Annotated in this window: 12 protein-coding genes; 2 read left to right on the forward strand and 10 right to left on the reverse strand. The window is 74.3% G+C overall.

Going from position 1 to position 17,971, the window contains the following annotated elements; translation table 11 throughout:
* Positions 1-17 precede the first annotated feature (17 nt).
* Genes KIK06_RS08360 through KIK06_RS08390 form a run of 7 tightly spaced genes read right to left on the reverse strand, consistent with a single transcriptional unit; the run spans position 18 to position 12,489 of the window.
* Positions 18-6,221, reverse strand: a complete 6,204-nt coding sequence (locus tag KIK06_RS08360) for a type I polyketide synthase (RefSeq protein ID WP_268642671.1) — start codon at positions 6,219-6,221, stop codon at positions 18-20.
* Complete coding sequence (locus KIK06_RS08365; RefSeq protein ID WP_268642672.1) at positions 6,218-7,324, reverse strand: alpha/beta fold hydrolase; 1,107 nt, start codon at positions 7,322-7,324, stop codon at positions 6,218-6,220. The genes KIK06_RS08360 and KIK06_RS08365 overlap by 4 nt, the downstream gene beginning before the upstream one ends.
* Complete coding sequence (locus tag KIK06_RS08370; RefSeq protein ID WP_268642673.1) at positions 7,311-8,549, reverse strand: FAD-dependent monooxygenase; 1,239 nt, start codon at positions 8,547-8,549, stop codon at positions 7,311-7,313. Before KIK06_RS08370 ends, KIK06_RS08365 begins: the two co-directional genes overlap by 14 nt.
* Positions 8,546-9,295, reverse strand: coding sequence for a 2-oxo acid dehydrogenase subunit E2 (locus KIK06_RS08375; RefSeq protein ID WP_268642674.1), 750 nt, complete (start codon positions 9,293-9,295; stop codon positions 8,546-8,548). The genes KIK06_RS08370 and KIK06_RS08375 overlap by 4 nt, the downstream gene beginning before the upstream one ends.
* Positions 9,292-9,546 (reverse strand): acyl carrier protein, encoded by a 255-nt coding sequence (locus tag KIK06_RS08380; RefSeq protein ID WP_268642675.1) that lies wholly within the window; start codon positions 9,544-9,546, stop codon positions 9,292-9,294. Before KIK06_RS08380 ends, KIK06_RS08375 begins: the two co-directional genes overlap by 4 nt.
* On the reverse strand, positions 9,536-11,428 hold the full coding sequence (locus KIK06_RS08385) for an HAD-IIIC family phosphatase (protein WP_268642676.1): 1,893 nt from the start codon (positions 11,426-11,428) through the stop codon (positions 9,536-9,538). The genes KIK06_RS08380 and KIK06_RS08385 overlap by 11 nt, the downstream gene beginning before the upstream one ends.
* Positions 11,425-12,489, reverse strand: coding sequence for a 3-oxoacyl-ACP synthase III family protein (locus KIK06_RS08390; RefSeq protein ID WP_017598917.1), 1,065 nt, complete (start codon positions 12,487-12,489; stop codon positions 11,425-11,427). The genes KIK06_RS08385 and KIK06_RS08390 overlap by 4 nt, the downstream gene beginning before the upstream one ends.
* A 426-nt stretch (positions 12,490-12,915) precedes the next feature.
* Between KIK06_RS08390 and KIK06_RS08395 the strand changes: the two genes are divergently transcribed.
* Positions 12,916-14,082: an ADP-ribosylglycohydrolase family protein gene (locus tag KIK06_RS08395; protein ID WP_268642677.1), complete on the forward strand. Its 1,167-nt coding sequence runs from the start codon at positions 12,916-12,918 to the stop codon at positions 14,080-14,082.
* 248 nt (positions 14,083-14,330) lie between these two features.
* Here KIK06_RS08395 and KIK06_RS08400 read toward each other — a convergent pair whose 3' ends face one another.
* Both KIK06_RS08400 and KIK06_RS08405 read right to left on the reverse strand, forming a co-directional pair.
* Positions 14,331-15,404 (reverse strand): TIGR03571 family LLM class oxidoreductase, encoded by a 1,074-nt coding sequence (locus tag KIK06_RS08400; RefSeq protein WP_268642678.1) that lies wholly within the window; start codon positions 15,402-15,404, stop codon positions 14,331-14,333.
* Positions 15,405-15,409: 5 nt separating this feature from the next.
* Positions 15,410-16,612 (reverse strand): MFS transporter, encoded by a 1,203-nt coding sequence (locus KIK06_RS08405; RefSeq protein ID WP_268642679.1) that lies wholly within the window; start codon positions 16,610-16,612, stop codon positions 15,410-15,412.
* Positions 16,613-16,809: 197 nt separating this feature from the next.
* On the opposite strand from KIK06_RS08405, the gene KIK06_RS08410 reads away from it, so the two are divergent.
* A complete protein-coding gene (locus KIK06_RS08410) occupies positions 16,810-17,265 on the forward strand; it encodes a MarR family winged helix-turn-helix transcriptional regulator (protein ID WP_268642680.1) in 456 nt (151 codons plus the stop codon).
* Here the strand turns inward: KIK06_RS08410 and KIK06_RS08415 are convergent.
* Positions 17,243-17,902 carry an HAD-IA family hydrolase gene (locus tag KIK06_RS08415; protein ID WP_268642681.1) on the reverse strand — a complete coding sequence of 220 codons (660 nt, stop codon included), beginning with the start codon at positions 17,900-17,902 and terminating at the stop codon, positions 17,243-17,245. The two genes, KIK06_RS08410 and KIK06_RS08415, sit on opposite strands and share 23 nt — an antisense overlap.
* Between the last annotated feature and the right edge of the window lie 69 nt (positions 17,903-17,971).

Below are 17,971 nucleotides of genomic sequence, written 5' to 3' on the forward strand. Positions count from 1 at the left end.
TCCTCGGTCTCGGTACGTCAGGAGGAGGTGGTCAGGCGCTCGTCCAGCACGGTGGCCAGCGCGTCGGTGCTGCCGTAGGTCCACAGCAGGGTGGGCGAGAGCTTCAGCCCGAAGGCGACCTCCAGCCGGTTGCGCAGCTCCAGGCTCATCAGCGAGTCCAGTCCGAGCTCCTTGAAGGGGGTGCGCCGGTCGATGTCGTCCGGCTCCATGCGCAGAACGCGCCCGGCCAGTTCCCGGACCTTGGCCGCCACGAGGGCGGGGCGCTCCTCGGGGTCGGCGGCCAGGACCCGGACGCGGAACTCGTCCGCCTCGGTGCCGCCGTTGTCGGCGCGGTCCCTGAGCAGCTCCCAACTGGGCTGGGCGGCGGTCTCGGGGTAGGCGTCGAACCAGCGGCGCAGGTGCAGCGGGACGTATCCGGCCACGGGGGTGTCCTCGCCGAGCAGGGCGTCCAGCGCCCGCCACGCCTCGCCGGTGGTGAAGCCGCCCATGCCGCGGTCGGCGAGCCGGTCGCCGCGGTTGGCGTCGGCGGCGGCCAGGCCGGCGTCGGTGAACGGGCCCCACTGCACGCTCAGCGCGGGCAGGCCCCGGTGGCGGCGCGCGACGGCCAGGGAGTCCAGGTAGGCGTTGGCCGCCGCGTAGGCGGCCTGGCCGACGTTGCCGACCAGCGCCGCGGCCGAGGAGAACAGGACGAAGAGGTCGAGCGGGTCGTCGGCGGTCAGGGCGTCCAGGTGGCGGGCGCCGTCGACCTTGGGGGCCAGGACGCGTTCGGCCGCCTCGGGGGTCAGGGTGGCGATCGTCGCGTCGTCCAGGACGCCGGCCGCGTGCACGACACCGCACAGCGGGACGCCGTCCTCACGAAGTCCGGCCAGGAGCTTGCCCACCTCCGCGGCGTCGCTGACGTCGGCGGAGGCCGTGCTGACCCGGACCCCGCGCTCGCCGAGCGCCGCGATCCGCTCCCGGGCCCGGTCGTCGGGGCGCGAGCGGCCGACCAGGGTGAGGTGGCGGGCGCCCCGGTCGGCCAGGTGCTCGGCCAGGGACAGGCCCAGGGCGCCCAGGCCGCCGGTGATCAGGTAGGCGCCGTCGGCGCGCAGGCGCCCGTCGGGCATCGCCTCGGGGGCGATGGAGGTGACGGTGTCGGGGTCGGTGAGCACGATCTTGCCCACGTGCGTGCCGCGGGCCATGTCGCGCAGCGCCTCGGCGGCCTCCACGAAGGGGCGTTCGGTGTACGGCAGCGGGGTGAGATCGCCCTCGCGTACCCGGTCCCACACCCGGTCGAGGAGGTGGGCGAAGCGTCCGGGACGGCGGGACATGAGCCCGGCCAGGTCGACGGCGGCGAAGGACACGCCCTTGCGGAACTCCGACAGGTTCAGGGAGCGGCCCTGGTAGATGTCCTTCTTGCCGACCTCGACGAACCGGCCGTCCTCGGCCAGGACCCGCATGCCCAGGCCGATGGCGGCCCCGGACAGGGAGTTGAGGACGACGTCGACGCCCCGGCCGCCGGTGGCCGCCCTGACGCCGTCGGCCCAGGACAGGTCGCGGGAGTCGAAGACGTGCTCGATGCCCGACTCACGGAGGAGGCGCCGCTTGTCCTCGCTGCCCGCCGTGGCGATGACGGTGGCGCCGACCGACCGCGCCACCTGGACCGCCGCCTGGCCGAGGCCGCCGGCCGCCGAGTGGATCAGCACGGTCTCCCCCGCCTCCAGGCGGGCCAGGTCGCACAGTCCGTACCAGGCGGTCATGGCCACCAGGGGCAGGGTGGCCGCCTCCGCGTCGCCGATGTGGTCGGGCACGGGGCGCACGTGGTCGGCGCTCAGCGTGACGTGGGAGGCGATGGCGCCGAAGACGCAGGCCACGACCCGCTGGCCGGGCTCCAGTCCGGCGACGCCCTCGCCGACGTCGGTGACGCGCCCGGCGCACTCGCCGCCGAGCAGGTCGCCGCCGCTGGGGTCGGGGTAGGTGCCCAGGGCCTTCATGACGTCGATGAAGTTGAGCGCGGAGGCGGTGACGCGGACGCGCACCTCGCCCGGGCCGGGTCGTCCGGCGGCGGTGGTGGGCCGGTACACCAGGCGCTCCCACAGCCCGGGGCGGTCGCTGGTGAGGCGGTGGGGGCGGTGGGGGGTGGTCCAGGGCACCGGGACCGGGCCGCTGTCGTCCGCGCCCGCGGTGAGGCGGCCGACCAGGCGGCGCCCGGGCCGCACGAGGACCTGGTCCTCGCCGTCGTCGGCGAGCAGTTCGACCACCGCGTCGGCGACCCGGTCGGGTCCGGCCACGTCGATGACGCGCGGGGCCAGTTCCGCGTGCTCGCGGCGCAGGACCCGGGTGAACCCCCAGCACAGGGCGGCTCCGGGGTCGGGGACCTCGGTGGTGTCGGCGGCCTGCGCGGCGTGGGTGAGCACCGCCAGGCGGGGCGGGACGCCGCGGGCGGCGCAGGCGCGCACGGTCCCGGTCAGGGCGGTCAGCGCCGCGCGCTGGGCGTCGAGGCCGCGTCCGGCGGCGGGGGTGACGTGCACGAGGGCGTCGAAGGGGGTGTCGGCGGTCTCGTCGGCGGTTCCCGCCCGGTGGACCTCGGCCCCGGCCTCCTCCAGCGCGCGGGCCAGGTCGTCGGCCCCGTCGGCGGGGTCTCCGACGACCGCCCAGGTGCCGGGGTCGGCGGCCGTGGCGGTGGGGAGGGGGCGTTCGACGTAGGTCATGCGGTGGCGGCGCTCGGTGTCGGCGTCGTGCGCCTCGGTGTCCCCGATCGGGCTCAGGCGCAGGCCCCGCATGGTCATCAGGGGGCGTTCGGCCTCGTCGAACAGGGTGAGGTCGTACAGGTGGGTGTCGCGGCGCACGGCGTGGCTCCACCCGGCCAGGACCGGCTGGGCCAGGTCCTGGTGGAGGACCACCCGCTCCACGCCGGTCGGCACGACCGTGGCGTCGTCGTCGCACAGGGCGAGAGTCACCTGGAGGGCGCCGTCCCACAGGGCGGGGTGCAGGCCGTGGGGGCGCGCGCCGACCCGGCCGCGCTCGTCCAGGCCCAGCCTGCCCAGGGCGGCGGTGCCGTCGTGGCGCAGTTCGGTGACGGAGCGGAAGGTCGGGCCGTAGTTCAGGCCGCGGGCGGCGCAGGCGGTGTAGAAGTCCGCCGTGTCCCGTTCCGCGGCGGTGCGCAGCCGCTCGGGGAAGGCGTCGGGTCCGTCGGAGTCGGTGGTCCCGGTGGCGGTGTGGTGCACGCGGGCGGTGGCGTGGGTGGTCCAGCCGGTGGCGCCCTCGGGCAGGGACATCAGGGTGAGGCTGCCGCCCTCGGGGACGTCGTCGCGCCACAGCACGGCCAGGCGGGCGGTGTCGTCGGCCAGGGTGAGGTCGCTGAGGAACCGCACGTCGGTCAGGGCACGGGGCAGCGCGTCGCCGCGCGCCCGGGCGGCGGTGAGGGCCAGGGCGAGCATGCCCGCTCCGGGCAGGACGACGGCGTCGTGCACGCGGTGGTCGTCGAGCCAGGGCTGGTCGCGGGTGTCGAGGGTGAGCTCCCCCTGCCAGGCGTCCTGTTCGACGGTGAGCGGGGACAGGGTGAGGTCGGTGCCGCCGCCGGTGCGCCCGCGCCCCTCGGGCACCCAGTGGCGGGTGCGCTGCCAGGGGTAGGGCGGCAGGTCGGTGCCGGGGGCGTCGGGCACGTGGGCCACGGGCTCCAGGCCGGCGGCGTAGGCCCGGGCGAACGCCCCGGCCAGGTCGGTGGTGGTGCCCTGGTGGCGGCGCAGCGTGGTCAGCACGGCCGCGTCGCCGCCGTGGGCGTCGACCAGCCCCTCCAGGGCCATGGCGAGGATGGGGTGGGCGCTGATCTCGACCAGGTGGGTGACGCCGTCGTCGAGCAGGGCGTTGACGGACTCGGTGAAGCGCACGGGGCGGCGCAGGTTGTCCACCCAGTACCGGCCGTCGAGCTCGCTCCCGGTCAGGGAGCGCACCAGGACCGTGGACATCAGGGGCAGGCGCCCCTCGCGGGGCGCCACGCCCGCCAGCTCCTCGGCCAGGCCCTCGGCGACCTCCTCCACCTGGGGGCTGTGCGAGGCGTAGTCCACCTTGACCAGGCGGCAGTCCACCCCGTCGGCCTCCAACAGCTCCTTGAGCACCAGGACCGAGTCCGCCTCGCCGGAGAGCACGCAGGAGGTGGGGCCGTTGTCCACCGCCAGGGACACGAACTCCTCGAAGCCCGCCAGGGCTCGCTCGGCGGCGTCCCGGTCGAGCTCGACGGCCATCATCAGCCCCCGACCCGCGATGGCGCGGACCGCCGCGCTGCGGCGGGCGACCACGCGGGCGGCGTCCTCGTACGTCAGGGCGCCGCTGACGGTGGCCGCGGCGACCTCGCCCTGGCTGTGGCCGACCACGACGTCGGGTTCGACGCCCGCGGCGCGCCACAGTTCGGCCAGGCCGACCGAGGTCGCCCAGAGCACGGGCTGGACCATGTCGACGCGGTCCGTCCAGTCGGTCCCGGCCCCGCCGGAGACCACCTCGGCCAGATCCCAGTCGACGTGGTCGGACAGGGCGCGCCCGCAGCGCTCGACGGTCTCCCGGAAGAGGGGGGCGTGGCGCATCAGGTCGCGCCCCATCTCCGCCCACTGGGATCCCTGGCCGGGGAAGACGAACGCCACCCGGCCGACGGGGCCGGGGTGGCCGGTGACGACGTCGGGGGTCTGGTCGGGGTCATGGGAGCCCTCGGCCAGGGAGCGCAGCCCCCCGACCAGCGCGTCGGGGTCGGTCGCGGTCAGGGCGGCGCGGACCGCAAGGTGGTCGCGCCGGTGCGCCAGGGCGCCCGCCGCGCCGTGCGGGTCCAGCTCCCCCGACTCCAGGGCGTCGGCCAGCTCCGCGGCGCGCTGGCGCAGCGCGGCCTCGGAGTGCGCGCTCAGGGCGGTGAGGTGGCCGGGCACCGGGCCGCCGGTCGCCGGGGTCCGCCCGGTCTCGGGCGGGGAGGCGAGGACGGCGTGGGCGTTGGTGCCGCCCCATCCGAAGGAGTTGACCGCCATGTACAGGGGCTCGTCCCCCGGCAGGTCCAGGCGGGAGCGGACCGGGGTCAGGTTGAGTCCGTCGAAGTCGATGGCGGGGTTGAGCGCCTGGGCGTGCAGGCTGGCGGGGACCGCGCGGTGACGCAGCGCGAGGACGACCTTGACCAGCCCGGCCAGACCGGCGGTGGCCTCCAGGTGGCCGATGTTGGTCTTGACCGACCCGATGGGCAGCGGACCGGCCCCGGGTGAGCGGGCGGCGCCCAGGATCCGGCCGAGGGCGCCCGCCTCGACGGGGTCGCCCTTGGGGGTGCCGGTGCCGTGCGCCTCGACGTAGGCGAGCCGCTCCGGGGACAGGCCCAGGTCGGCGTAGGCGGTGCGCAGCAGGTCCTCCTGGCCCGCCGGGTTGGGCGAGGCCAGGCTGTCGCCGCCGCCGTCGTTGTTGACGGCGGTGCCCGCCAGGACGGCGTGGATCCGGTCGCCGTCGGCAAGGGCGGCGTCCAGGGGCTTGAGGTGGAGGGCGACGACGCCCTCACCGCGCACGAACCCGTCGGCGTCGGCGGAGAAGGCCTGGCACAGGCCCTGCTCGGAGAGGCCTCCGAAGTGGGTCAGCCCGATGGTCACGTCGGGGGTGAGGATGAGGTTGACCCCTCCGACCAGCGCGGAGTCGATCTCGCCGTGGCGCAGGGCCTGGGCGGCCAGGTGGAGGGCGACCATGGCCGAGGAGCATCCGGTCTCGACGGTCATGCTGGGGCCGGTCAGACCCAGGACGTAGGAGACGCGGGCGGCGACCACGTCCAGGGCGTTGCCGACCGCGCTGTGCTGGGTGGCGGTGGCGCCGCGCTCCTTGCGCAGGATCTCGTAGTCGTGCCAGGAGGCGCCCACGTACACGCCGCAGCGGGTGCCGCGCAGGCGGGCGGCGGGCTGGCCACCGTCCTCCAGCGCCCGCCAGGCGGCCTCCAGCATGAGGCGCTGCTGGGGGTCGATGTCCCCGGCCTCGCGCGGGGAGACGCCGAAGAAGGTCGGGTCGAAGTCGGCGACGCCGTCGAGGAAGCCGCCGACCGCCTGGACGCGCTTTTCCGGGTCGAGTTGGGCGGTGGCGTCCCAGCGTTCGGCCGGGACCGGACCGATGGCGTGGCGGCCCTCCGCCAGCATGTCCCACAGGGCGTCTGGGTCCGGGGCGCCGGGCAGGCGGGCGGCCAGTCCGACGATCGCGATGTCGCGCGGGGCGCTGGAACCGTGGTGCGCTGGGCTCAAGGTGTACCTCCGGTGGCGACGGGGCCGCGGTGCAGCGGCCGGATGCGCATGAAGCGTCGGGTGAGCAGGTCGAGCAGCAGGCCCGTCCCCCGCCGCCCGGCGTGCCGGCTCAGGGCGGTGAGGGTGAGCAGACGGGTGTGCCGGAGGTGGTGGGGGGCTCCGTGCACGTCGTCGAAGGCGTAGACGCTCAGGCCGTCGTGCAGCGCGGCGGCCTCGCGCCAGTCCCGGGCGGGGATGATCTCGTCGCGGGTACTGGCCACGTAGGTGATCGGAAGGCGCAGCGCGGCGATCTCCCCGGGGTCCAGGGCCAGTTCGTCCAGCCGGTCCCACAGCTCGTCGGCGTCGACCCCGGCGGCCCGGGCCAGCGCGGCGCGGGTGATCGCGGGCATCCGCGCCCGCGCGTCGGGGTCGGTGAAGAAGGCGCGCAGGGGCGCGCCGACGGTGACCAGGTGGCACAGGCGCGTGTCCCGCGCCGAGCAGAGCACGGCCAGGTGGCCGCCGAAACTGGGGGCCACGGCCAGGGTGCGGGTGGCGTCGCAGTCGGCGGCGACGGCGTCCATGATCGCGGTGTACACGCCCGCCGCCGCCCGGGAGTAGGCGACCCCGTTCTCGCCCACGCCGGGGAAGTCGGCGACGGCCACCGCGCAGCCCAGGCGGCGGCCCAGGCCCAGGAACGGGCTCCACTGCTCCTTGAGGGAGACGATGCCGCCCATCATCACCACGAGCGGGGCGTCGGGACGGGTGGGGCGGGAGAACAGGAAGGGCACGTCGGTGCCGTCCACGCGGGCCGTCCGCCGCTCGCCGGCGCCGGTCTCGGTCAGCGACGAGGCGGCCACGGCGGCGGCGGTGCGGGCCGCCTCGGCCTTGACCGGGCTGTCGGCGTAGGGGAACCGGGCCAGGATGTACAGGTTCGCGGCCTCCTGGTCCCGGCCGCGCCCGCGGCGCTCGGCGGCCAGGCGGGACCACTCGGTGACCCACGTCCCGTCTCCGTCGCCGTCCAGGTCGCGGACGCGGCCGAGCACGCGTTCGATCTCGGCGGCGCCCAGGCCCATGTGCCGTGCGTGGAGCCGGACGAACTCCTTGGCCTCGTCAAGCGCGCGCATGGCGGTCCTTCGTGGTCATCTCGTGGGGGGCGTTCAGGACGCGGTCCAGCAGGCGGTACTTGAAGGGCAGGCGGTCGATGGCGCGCAGCCGGGTCCGGCGCATCAGGGCCCCCGCCGCCGTGGACTGGGCCAGCGCCCGCTCCTGGAAGCGCTGGAACCGGGTGACCATGTCCTTGTGCGCGCGCCGCTCGGCCTCGACCTCGGCGAAGACGCCCGCGGGGAGGGTTCCCGGATGCTCGTCCAGGGCGCGGGTGATGGCGGGTGCGAAGTACACCGCGTCCTGGAGGGCGAGGTTGACTCCCTGGCCGAGGATGGGGGTGCAGGTGTGGGAGGCGTCGCCGACCAGCAGCAGGCCGTCGCGGCTCCAGACCGGCATCCGCGCGGTGAAGATCTCCAGGAAGGACGTGTCCTTCCACGACCTGATGTGTTCCTCGACCAGGGGGCCGAGCCGGGGCGCCACCTCGGTGATGCCCGCCTTGAACGCCTCCAGCCCCTGGGAGCGGGCGTCGGCCAGGCCGCGCTTGGGCAGGTTGTAGCCCACGCGCAGCAGGTCGGGGAAGGCGGGCAGGATCACCAGATGGCGGTCGCGCAGCGCCACGAGGTCGCCGTCGTGTCCCCAGTCGTCGGGGCGCGGCAGCTTGAACCACAGGAAGTCGCGTTCCATCGGCTGGATGTCGGCGGCCAGGCCGGAGAGCCTGCGGGCCTTGGAGAAGCGGCCGTCCGCGCCGACGACGAGCCGGGCCGTGACCCGCACGCGTCCCTCACCCGTCCGCAGCACGGCTCCGCGCACCCGCCCGTCCTCCTCGACCAGGTCGGTCAGGGTGGCCGGGGCCAGGTGGGTGAAGTTGGGGCGGGCGGACGCCGCGTCCAGGAACGCGCCGATGAGGGCGGGTTGGGGGATGTCGACGGGCACGGCCCCGATGGGGAAGCGCCGGTAGTCGATGTGCATCACGCGGCGGCCCCGCTCCCACTGCCCGATGCCCGTCATCTCGACGAACCCGTGCTCGCGCAGGGCGGGCTCGAAGCCGAGGTCGCGCAGGGTGAGCACGGAGCGGGCCGCGATCGTCTCGCCGCGGAAGCTGCGCTCCAGCGTGGTCTGCTTCTCGGCCAGCAGCACGTCGACCCCGGCCTCCGCCAGCAGGTGGGCCAGGAGTGCGCCTCCGGGGCCCGAGCCCACCACCAGCACGTCGGTGGTCGTCTCGCGTGCGGCCTCGTCCGCGGTCATGTCCAGTTCTCCAGTCCGTGTGTGACCTCGGCCAGCAGTTCGGCGGCCAGGGCGCCGTCGACGACCCGGTGGTCGAAGGCGAGGCTGAGCGTGAACACCGGCCGTACGACGACCTCGCCGTCGCGCACGACCGGTGTGTCGGTGATGGCGCCGACCCCGAACCCCCAGGTCCCGGCGATCATCGGCAGGATGGCGCGGACCGGGGTGTGTCCCACGGAGGTCACCGAGAAGACGCCCTGGAGCCGGGCCCGGCGGCGGGGGTCGCGCAGGACCGTCTTGTACAGGAGCAGTCCCAACGGAACCGGCAGCCGCTGGAGTCGGCGCACCTGGGCGAAGGGGCCGTCCGGGGTCACCTCGTCCTTCTTGTGGTCGTCGACGATCCGCTGGATGTCGGCGATGTCGCGCCGCTGGGCGGACTCCACGGACCCGGACAGGACGCAGCGCTGTCCGTCGACGGTCTTGTCGAACAGGACCTTGGCGTGCACGTCGTCGACCGTGGCCAGGCGGGGGCGCAGCCCGTCGCGCAGGACGGCGCGGGCGTCGGCGTTGGCGGCGATCGCGGCGGCGGCGGTCTTGACGACGTAGCTGACGTAGCTGACGCGTCGGCCCGACGCCTCTCGGTCGCGGCGCAGGGCGGTGGCGTCCACGTCGGCCAGCAGGTGGACGTGGCAGGTGGAGCGGGCGTCGCGCAGGAAGGCGTAGGTCTGGCGGCGCTGGGCGGGCAGGTCCCGCAGGGCGGCGCTCATCGGTCGGCTCCGTCACCGGCGGGCGCGTGGGCGTCCAGGACGGCCGCCATGTCGCGCAGGGTCCGGGCGCGCTCGAAGGCGTCGTAGTCGAGCTCGGTGCCCAGCTCGCGTTCCAGGTAGACCAGGACACGCAGGGCGTTGACCGAGTCCCAGCCCTCGACGTCGGCCAGGGCCAGGTCCGGCGTCAGGCCGTCCTCGTCCACGTCGAGCAGGTCGGCGACGACCTCGGTGACCAGTTCCTCAGAGCGCATCGATGATCTCCTCGCCGTGGGTGACGGTGATCCAGGCGGGCAGCGGGGGCGGCTCCGCCAGGTGGTGGTGGAAGGTACGGGTGTCCTCGTCCGGTGTGCCGGTGGTCGCGAAGCCCAGCTCGGGGTAGAGGCCGGAGAACTTGGCGTTGCGGTCGGTCCGGGTGAAGGAGGCGGTCACGGCGGTGGCGCCGTGGCGGCGCGCCGCGCGCAGGACGCTGCCGAGGATCGCGTGCTCCACCTTCCGGGAGAAGACCCGGCAGCTCATGACGGCGTTGCCGATCTCCCAGGCGCCGTCCTCCCCGGGCACGAGGGCGAGGGCGGCGATCAGCCCGTTGTCGCCGAACCGGTCGGCCAGGCGGGCGGCGTAGAACCGGCCGCCCCCGGCGGTGATCCGCTCGACGTCCTCGGCGGTGTAGCGGCGGCCGGTGAGGTTGAACTGGTTGGTCTTGGCGAAGAGCTGGACCACCCGTGCGGCGTTGGCCTCGTCCAGGGGCTCCAGGGACAGGTCGGAGCCCAGGGCGTGCAGGTAGTCCTCCAGGCTGTCCGAGCCCGCCCGCAGTTCCTCCCGGCCGGTCCGGGCGCGGTACATCTGGGCGCGGTCGCGGTCCTCCCGGGTGAGCCGCAGCAGGTCGAGACCGGCCCCGCGAGCGACCAGGAGGGCGTAGCCGCTCGGGTCGTCGGGCAGGTCGGGGACGGTGACGCCGGGAAGGGCGTGGCGCATGAGTTCGCGCTCGGCGGGGTTGTCGTCGACGAAGGCCATGGCGTCCACGCCGATGTTGAGGTCCCGGGCGAGCTCGGCGACGTTGTCCGGTTTGGGCCGCCAGTCGGCGCGCACGGCGAGCAGGTCCTCACGGGAGAGCACCATCTCCGGGTGGGAGGTCAGGGCCTCCTCCGCCACGTCCCGGTCGTTCTTGGAGCTGACCGTGAGCATGACCCCCTGGCGGCCCAGGTCGCGGACGAGCCGTTGCAGCTCGCTGTGGGCCGATCCGGGGTAGGCGCCGCCGAGGCGGATGCCCGTGACGCCGTCGTCGCCGACCACGCCGCCCCACAGGGTGTTGTCCAGGTCCAGGACCAGGCACTTGCGGGCGAGTCCGAGGTCGGCGCGGGCGATCCGGGTCAGCTCCTCGGCGTAGGCGCACAGGAAGTCCGGGGAGAACGCGTGGGAGGCGATGTGGCGCATGCGGTCGTCGGCGGCCACGGTCGGGGTGTCCAGGCCGGCGGTGTCGACGACCACGAGCGAGGGGTGTTCGGCGGCCAGGGCCAGGATGTCGGCGTTCATCCGGTGCCAGGCCGAGGCCAGCCGGGCGCGTCCGGCGTAGTCGACGTGGCGGGCGCGGGCCAGGGGGGACAGCGGCACGGTGTTGAGGACGGTGGCGCCGCCGAGGGCCTCCCGGCACGCGCCGTACCAGGAGCACAGTTCGGTGACGAACTCCGCGCAGCGGCGTTCGACCAGGTCGAGGTCGAGGGGGTCGGCGACGGCCGACAGGACGGCGCGGTCGTCGAGCAGGCAGGCGACCACGCGCGGTTCCAGGTCGCCGAGTTCGGGTGCGCCGCCCAGGACCTCCAGGCGCCACTGGTCGAACCCGGCGGCGCGGGTGGTGGCGACGACGCCCTCCCGGGCCAGGGCCGCGACGGTCATGGGCGGCAGGGGGTCGATGGTGGAGCTGGCGAGGAAGGCGATCCGCGTCTCGCGGAAGGCGCCGGACTCGGTGAGCGCCGCGCGCTGCTTGGCGCCGCCGACGAGGCGTCCGGCGGCCTCCAGGTCGAGCGGGTCGGTCAGTTCGGCGATCAGCGCGCGCACCTGGTCGGGGTCGGTGCCCAGGCCCTGGCGTTTGAGGGCGCGCAGTCGGGCGAGGGGGCCCTGGCGGCCGGTCCCGGTCATCGGGGCTCCCCTCCGTCCCAGCGCAGCGCCATCCCCGAGACGACCCACTTGGAGGACTCGATGGCGGTGAGCAGGAACCGGTCGCCGTCGGCGGCCGGGTCGTCGGTGATCGGGGCCACGGCCCGGTGGAGCTGGATGAACGGCAGGGCGTTGCCGTTGTTGCCGGTGTCGGCGACGCAGGAGACCGCCTGGTCGGAGCGCACGCCCATGTGCTCGCGGATGCGTTCGGTCATCACCCCGTTGAGCTGCGGGGTGAGGATGTGCTCGACCTCGGGGACGTCCCATCCCACGGCGGCGGCGAGTTCGGTGAGGACCCCGGCGGCCAGGCCGGGGACGTTCGCCTCGATGGCCTTGTAGTCCTCCTCGGCCATGGACTCGCGCACGAGGGCGCCCCGGGGACCGGGGACCCGGGGGGCGCCCTCGACTCCGTACCAGCGCACCACCTGGGCGGGTGGGCGGCCCTTGCCGACGGTGCGCAGGACGAGGTGTTCGGTGGTCAACGCGGGGCCGGTGCCCTCGGCCTCGACCACGGCGGCGCCCGCGCCGTCGCCGAACATCGCGAAGTTGACCATGCCCGCGGGGCCGAGCGCGCGGACCGCCTCGTCGCTCTCGGGCATCAGTTTGCGGCAGGTGTCGGCGCCGATCACCAGCCCGCGCCCGGCGCCCGAGGCCAGCAGGGCGCGGGCGGTGTGCAGCCCCTGGACGGCCCCGGCGCACCCGGAGGTCAGTTGGAGGGCGGGCAGGTCGTTCAGGCCGAGCCGGTCGGCGACGAGGTTGGCCGTCGACGGCATCAGGTGGTCCGGCGAGGCCGTGGTGAGGATGAGGAAGTCCAGGTCGCCCGGGGTGACGGCGGCGGCGTCCATGGCCCGCCGACCGGCCTCGACGGCCAGGTCGCCGGTGAGTTTGGGGACTCCGTCCGGGCTGTCCGCACGACACAGGTAGCGGGTCCGGTTGCCGGTCATCCGTTCGAGCCACCGCTCGTGCAGCCCGAACCGCTCGGCGAGGTCGCGGTTGGTGACGGGGTCTCCCGGCAGTACCTCGCTCAGGGCTCTGATACGCATTCGACACTTCCCGACAGAGGTGATCGCACCCGACAGTGGCTGGGGTCCTCGGAGAGGGGCGGGACGCTGGGATCCGCCGTGTGGACGGGTTCTCCGAGGAGGGCGGGAGGTGGGTTCGCGCGCCTGGCTCCTCTGGCCGGGAACGGTCGCGGCCGCACCTCCAACGAGTGCGACATTAGGGACGAACGGGGTGGGCCAACCAGCCCCAGAACACCCCTAGAAACCCCCTAAACACCCCCTACCACCCCAGCCCAGGGGCTTTCCGAGAGGATTCGACCACGGACCGTGTTCGCGGTGAGTCGCCCGTACCTGCGGCGCTCACCCGGGATTCACCCTCCCGCCGCTGATCCGCGCTGACTGCGGCTCCGGGGCGGAGGCCGTAGGCTCCCGGACGAACCGTGTACGCGAGAACCCCGAGGAGCCGCGGTGGCCACCCCCTGCCCCGAGCCGGACCGGATCACGGGCTGCCTCATGGGCGGCGCGATCGGCGACGCCCTGGGCGCGCCGGTCGAGGGCACGACCCTCGACCGGATCCGGGAGGAGCACGGGCCCGACGGGCTGGCCGAGTACGCCTCCGGCCCGGTCGGCACCGGCGCGATCACCGACGACACGCAGCTGACGATGCTCACCGCGCAGGCGCTGGTGCAGGCCTCGGTCCGCGCACGGGAGAAGGGGATCGGCGGCGCGACGACCGGCGTCCTGCAGTCGACCTACCTGACGTGGCTCCAGGGACAGGGAGAGGAGATCCCCCGCCAGGACGTGATCTCCGGCTGGCTGGGGGCCGATCCCGCGATGACGGAACGGCGCGGGCCCGGAAGGACGGTGATCTCCGCGTTGCGGAAGGCCGCGGCCCGCCGGAAGCCGGGATGGCCGCTGGGGACCGTGGCGGAGCCGATCAACGACTCCAAGGGCTGTGCGGGCGTCGTGCGCGTCGCGCCGTGCGGGTTCGTCGGCCCCTCCCCCGAGCACACCTTCGCGCTCGGGTGCGCGACGGCCGCGCTGACCCACGGCCACCCGACGGGCCACCTCTCGGCGGGGACCCTGGCCGCGACGGTCTCCGGGCTGGTACGCGGCGTGCCCGTGAGGGAGGCCCTGGACAGGGCGAGGGCCGAGCTGGAACGCCACGACGGGCACGGGGAGACGTCGGCCGCGCTGGACGCGGCGGTCGACCTCGCCGCCCAGGGGCCGCCCTCCCCCGAACGTCTGGAGGAGCTCGGGGCGGGCTGGACCGCGGAGGAGGCGCTGGCGATCGCGGTCTGCGTGGCGCTGTGCGCGGAGGCGGTGGCGGACGACCTCGCCTCCCGGGCACCCTTCTTCGCGGGCCGCCGCGACCTGGTCGGCGAACGCTGCCTGCGGATGGCGGTCAACCACTCGGGCGACAGCGACTCCACCGGCTCGATCTGCGGAAACCTCCTGGGCGCCCGGTACGGCACGGCGGTGCTTCCCGGCCGGTGGCAGTCCGGCCTGGAGGTCCGATCGAGCGTCATCCACATGGCCGCGGACTGCGCGCTGGAGTTCGGCCCCACCCCGCCGACGGATCCCGGGTTCGGCGTTCCCCCGGTGAGCTGGTTCGGGCGGTACGGGGAGGCGTGAGCGACGGCACCACCGGGCGCCTCTGCACGCGCGGGATCGGGCGGGCGGGGATCGCGGGCGACCGGAACCTGGCGACGACGGCCTTGCGGATCGTGTCGGTCATCCGCTCGGAGACGTGGCGTCGGCTCGGAGATCTCCCGGAACTGGCACTCTCGGGCGGGGCGGTGGTGGTGGGTCCGGGGCAGGCCCCACCACCACCGCCCCCCGAGGCCGGGACGTGCCCGCTCACGGGCCGCCCGGGTACGGCGTCAGCGCGCGTACCCGACCTCAGGGTCCCCCTCCCCCGCCGCGCGCTCCCGGTCCCTGGGCGAAGGGCAGGCCACGGGGTCCGGAGAGGGGAACTCGGGAAGCACGTGGGTCCCGAGTTCCTCGATCACCTCCTCCACCGGGCGTCGGCTCGGCCGGAGGTTGATCGCCACGTGGTTGACCCCGCTCTCCCGCAGCCCCGCCAGGTAGGCGAGAAGCGCGTCACGGCCGAGGCGGGCACCGAAGCGGATCGGCGCGACGGGGGCCCGCGGGTCGTCGAGCAGGTCCACGAGCATCGTGGTCAGCAGGGGGCGGAATGCGGAAGGTTCGCCGTGGACCTCGCGGACCGCCCCGTGCCAGGACGACGCCACCGGGAGCATGGCGTCCGGCGCCCGGTGGTAGGTGAAGTGGCCGCCCATGTGCTCGGCGATCCATTCCATGGACTGCCCGCCGCGTCCCGCCAGTACCAAGGGGATCCCGGCGCCGCCGGGCACGGGGAGCACGCGGAGTCCTGAGCCCTCGACGATCTCGTGGCCCTCCCACAGGGAGCGCAGGGTGTGCACGCCCTCGCGAAGGATCCGTGCCCGGTCCCCGTGCTCCACCCCGAACAGGGGGAACTCCACAGGGCGGTCTCCGGAGGCCACTCCCAGGATCAGTCTCCCCCCGGACAGCCGGTCGACGGTCGCGGCCATCTTGGCGACCTGGGCCGGGGCGCGCAGGGGAAGCGCGATCGCCGCCGTCCCGAGCGCGACGCGGTCCGTGGCCGCGGCCAGGTAGCCCAGGTAGGGGAACGGGTCGAAGACCTGCCCCGCGTCGCCGAAGTCCGGTGAGTAGACGGGGACGTCGCGCAGCCACAGGGCTGAGAACCCCCACCGGTCGGCCAGGCGGGCGCGCTCGGCGTGCGAGGCCATGTCGGGTTCCCCGCCGAGCCGACCGGACGCCCTGCGGGCGAGCTCGCCCGCAGGGGACCAGTCGTTGTCCAGTGGGAGTTCGAGGCCCAGAGTGGTCCGTCCCGGGCCCGGGGCGACGAGGCGCAGTGCGCCACCCGTGTTCTCCGCGGTGTCGGGCCGCCGCATACCGGTTACCTCGCCTCGTCGGAGGACGGGGCCATGGCGGACCGCGGACCCGTCCGGGCCGGAGCGGAGCGACGGTCCAACGCGTTGGAGGCGAAGGTGACGCCGAACGCCGCGGCGGCCATGAGCGCGCCGACCACCAGGGGCGCGGTGTACCCGTAACCCGCGTCGATCGTCGTCCCGGCCAGGTAGGAACCGACCGCGATCCCGGCGTTGGCGGCGGAGGAGGCGACGGCGGCGGCGAGCGTGGTCGCTCCCTTGGCCTTGTCGATGACCCTCGTCATGAACCCGGGGACGGTGGCGAAACCCGCACCGCCGAGCAGCATGAGCAGGATGACGGCGGCCACCTCGAACCGGGCGGTCAGGGTGAAGACGACCAGGACCGCGAACAGCAGCGCCTGCGCGGTCAGCAGTGTGGCGACCTGAGCGCGGTCGGCGTACCGGCCGCCAAGGAGGTTGCCGATGACGAGCCCGACACCGAAGAGCATGAGCAGCGGTGTGAGCATCCCAGAGCTGAATCCGGCGACCTCCGTCATGAGCGGGGCGACGTAGCTGAACGCCGCGAACAGGGCGCCGATGCTCAGACCGGCGATCGCGAGGGCCATCCACAGCTGGCCGCGGCGGAACACCGCCAACTCGTCCCGCAGACGCACGGAACCGTCGTCGCGCTGGGTGGGCACCAGGACCGCGAGGCCGATCAGGCTGATCACGCCGATCGCGGCGATGGCCCAGAACGTCGCGCGCCAGTCGAAGGACTGCCCGATCCAGGTACCCATGGGGGCACCGAACACGTTGGCGACGGTCAGCCCGGTGAAGACGAGCGAGATCGCCCGGGAGCGCTTGTCCTGGGCGACCATGTCCGCGGCGACGACGGATCCGATGCCGAGGAAGGCACCGTGGCAGATCGCGGCCAGGATCCGGCCCGCCATGAGGATCCAGTAGGCGGGCGCGAGGGCGGAGAGCGTGTTGCCCACGATGAACAGGACCATGAGGATCAACAGCATCCGCTTGCGCGGCATGCGTGTGGCCGCCGCGGTGAACAACGGGCCGCCGAAGACGACCCCGAGCGCGTAGCCGGAGATGAGCAGTCCGGCTCTGGTGAGGCTGACCGACATGTCGTCGGCGACCTCCGGTAGCAGGCCCATGATCACGAACTCGGTCGTGCCGATGCCGAAGCTGGCGATCATCAGGGCGAAGACGGCGAGGGGCATAGAGGTTCCTCCGCTGGTAGCGGCTCTGTCGGGTCCTTCCCGCAGGGGCAGGGCGGGTCGGGGCGTGTGACCTCTCCAGAAGTACGCGCCTATGCAACTATTGCATAGACGCTATCCTTGCTTCAAATGTGCGCCCAGGCGTTAGACGCGCGGAAGGGGTATGCTGGTGCAAAGTCCACAACGACCGGGAGTCGTACATGAGCTCCTCCTCCGCCCGCCACGCACCGCGCATCCAGGAGCCCACCGAACTGGAGAGCAACTGGCGTCGGCTACGCCTGTTCGAGGCGCGGGTACGCGAGCAGCTGGAGGTGGCCCTGGAACCGCACGGCCTGACCTGCTCGGAGTACTCGGCTCTGGTCGCCCTCCACTACTCCGACGACAACGGGCACCTCCGCCAGCAGTTCCTGGCCGACTCCATCCCGATCAACCAGAGTTCGCTCAGCAGGCTGGTCGGCCGACTGGAGCGCAACGGACTGACCGAGCGCTACCACTGCGCCGACGACCGGCGCGGCGTCTACACGCAGATCACCGACAAGGGACGCGCCACGGTGGAGGAGGCCAGGAAGAGCTACGTGGCCGCCCTGGACAGGGCCCTGTCCGAGGAGCGGGAGGGTGACCTGCGCACGGCGGTCACCGCGTTGCTGTCCGACTGATCCGCAGGCCCGTCTGCCCGCCCGAGGCCGTCGTGACGCTCAGGGCGGTGAGGTCGGCGACGACGAACTCGACGCCGTCGCCGTCCCCGATCCCGCCCCCCTCGACCCCGACCACCCGCATACCGGCGGCCAGTCCCGCGCGTGCGCCGCTGGGCGCGTCCTCGACGACCACGCACCTGCCCGGCGGCACCCCCAGCGCCTCGGCCGCCGACAGGTAGCCCTCCGGGTCGGGCTTGCCGTACACCACGTCGTCGGCGGTGACGAGCACCGGGGGCTCCGTGACACCGACGGCGCGCAGCCGTGTCGTGGCCACGAACCGGCTCCCGGAGGTGACCACGGCCCACGCACCGGCCGGAAGCGCCCCGGTCAGCGCGCGGGCCCCCGCGATCTCCCGCAGGAGGTGGGGGTCGGCGACCTGGTACTCCTCCAGATCGTCCGCCTCCTTCACAGCGTCCAGTTCGGGGGCGGCCAGACGCACCACGTCCGGTGCGCGGCGCCCGGGGGTGAGGGCCATCACCCCGTCAGGGTCCAGGCCCCGTCGCGCCGCCCACCCCCGCCACATCCTCTCGATGACGGGGCCCGACTCCACGAGCACCCCGTCCAGGTCGAACAGCACCGCGTCGCACTCCAACACCATGACTCCTTCGGAAAAACGTGGGACCAGGACACAAGGGAGGGGGTGGGGCCCCGCGGGCCCCACCCCCGG

Source organism: Nocardiopsis sp. EMB25 (genome assembly GCF_026797795.1).
GTDB classification, from domain to species: Bacteria; Actinomycetota; Actinomycetes; order Streptosporangiales; family Streptosporangiaceae; genus Nocardiopsis; species Nocardiopsis lucentensis.

Excerpts from the sequence above, each read along its gene's own strand:
- KIK06_RS08365 (WP_268642672.1), bottom strand. The coding sequence starts at position 7,324 with ATGCGCGCGCTTGACGAGGCCAAGGAGTTCGTCCGGCTCCACGCACGG.
- KIK06_RS08370 (WP_268642673.1), bottom strand. The coding sequence starts at position 8,549 with ATGACCGCGGACGAGGCCGCACGCGAGACGACCACCGACGTGCTGGTG.
- KIK06_RS08375 (WP_268642674.1), bottom strand. The coding sequence starts at position 9,295 with ATGAGCGCCGCCCTGCGGGACCTGCCCGCCCAGCGCCGCCAGACCTAC.
- KIK06_RS08380 (WP_268642675.1), bottom strand. The coding sequence starts at position 9,546 with ATGCGCTCTGAGGAACTGGTCACCGAGGTCGTCGCCGACCTGCTCGAC.
- KIK06_RS08385 (WP_268642676.1), bottom strand. The coding sequence starts at position 11,428 with ATGACCGGGACCGGCCGCCAGGGCCCCCTCGCCCGACTGCGCGCCCTC.
- KIK06_RS08390 (WP_017598917.1), bottom strand. The coding sequence starts at position 12,489 with ATGCGTATCAGAGCCCTGAGCGAGGTACTGCCGGGAGACCCCGTCACC.
- KIK06_RS08400 (WP_268642678.1), bottom strand. The coding sequence starts at position 15,404 with ATGCGGCGGCCCGACACCGCGGAGAACACGGGTGGCGCACTGCGCCTC.
- KIK06_RS08405 (WP_268642679.1), bottom strand. The coding sequence starts at position 16,612 with ATGCCCCTCGCCGTCTTCGCCCTGATGATCGCCAGCTTCGGCATCGGC.
- KIK06_RS08410 (WP_268642680.1), top strand. The coding sequence starts at position 16,810 with ATGAGCTCCTCCTCCGCCCGCCACGCACCGCGCATCCAGGAGCCCACC.
- KIK06_RS08415 (WP_268642681.1), bottom strand. The coding sequence starts at position 17,902 with ATGGTGTTGGAGTGCGACGCGGTGCTGTTCGACCTGGACGGGGTGCTC.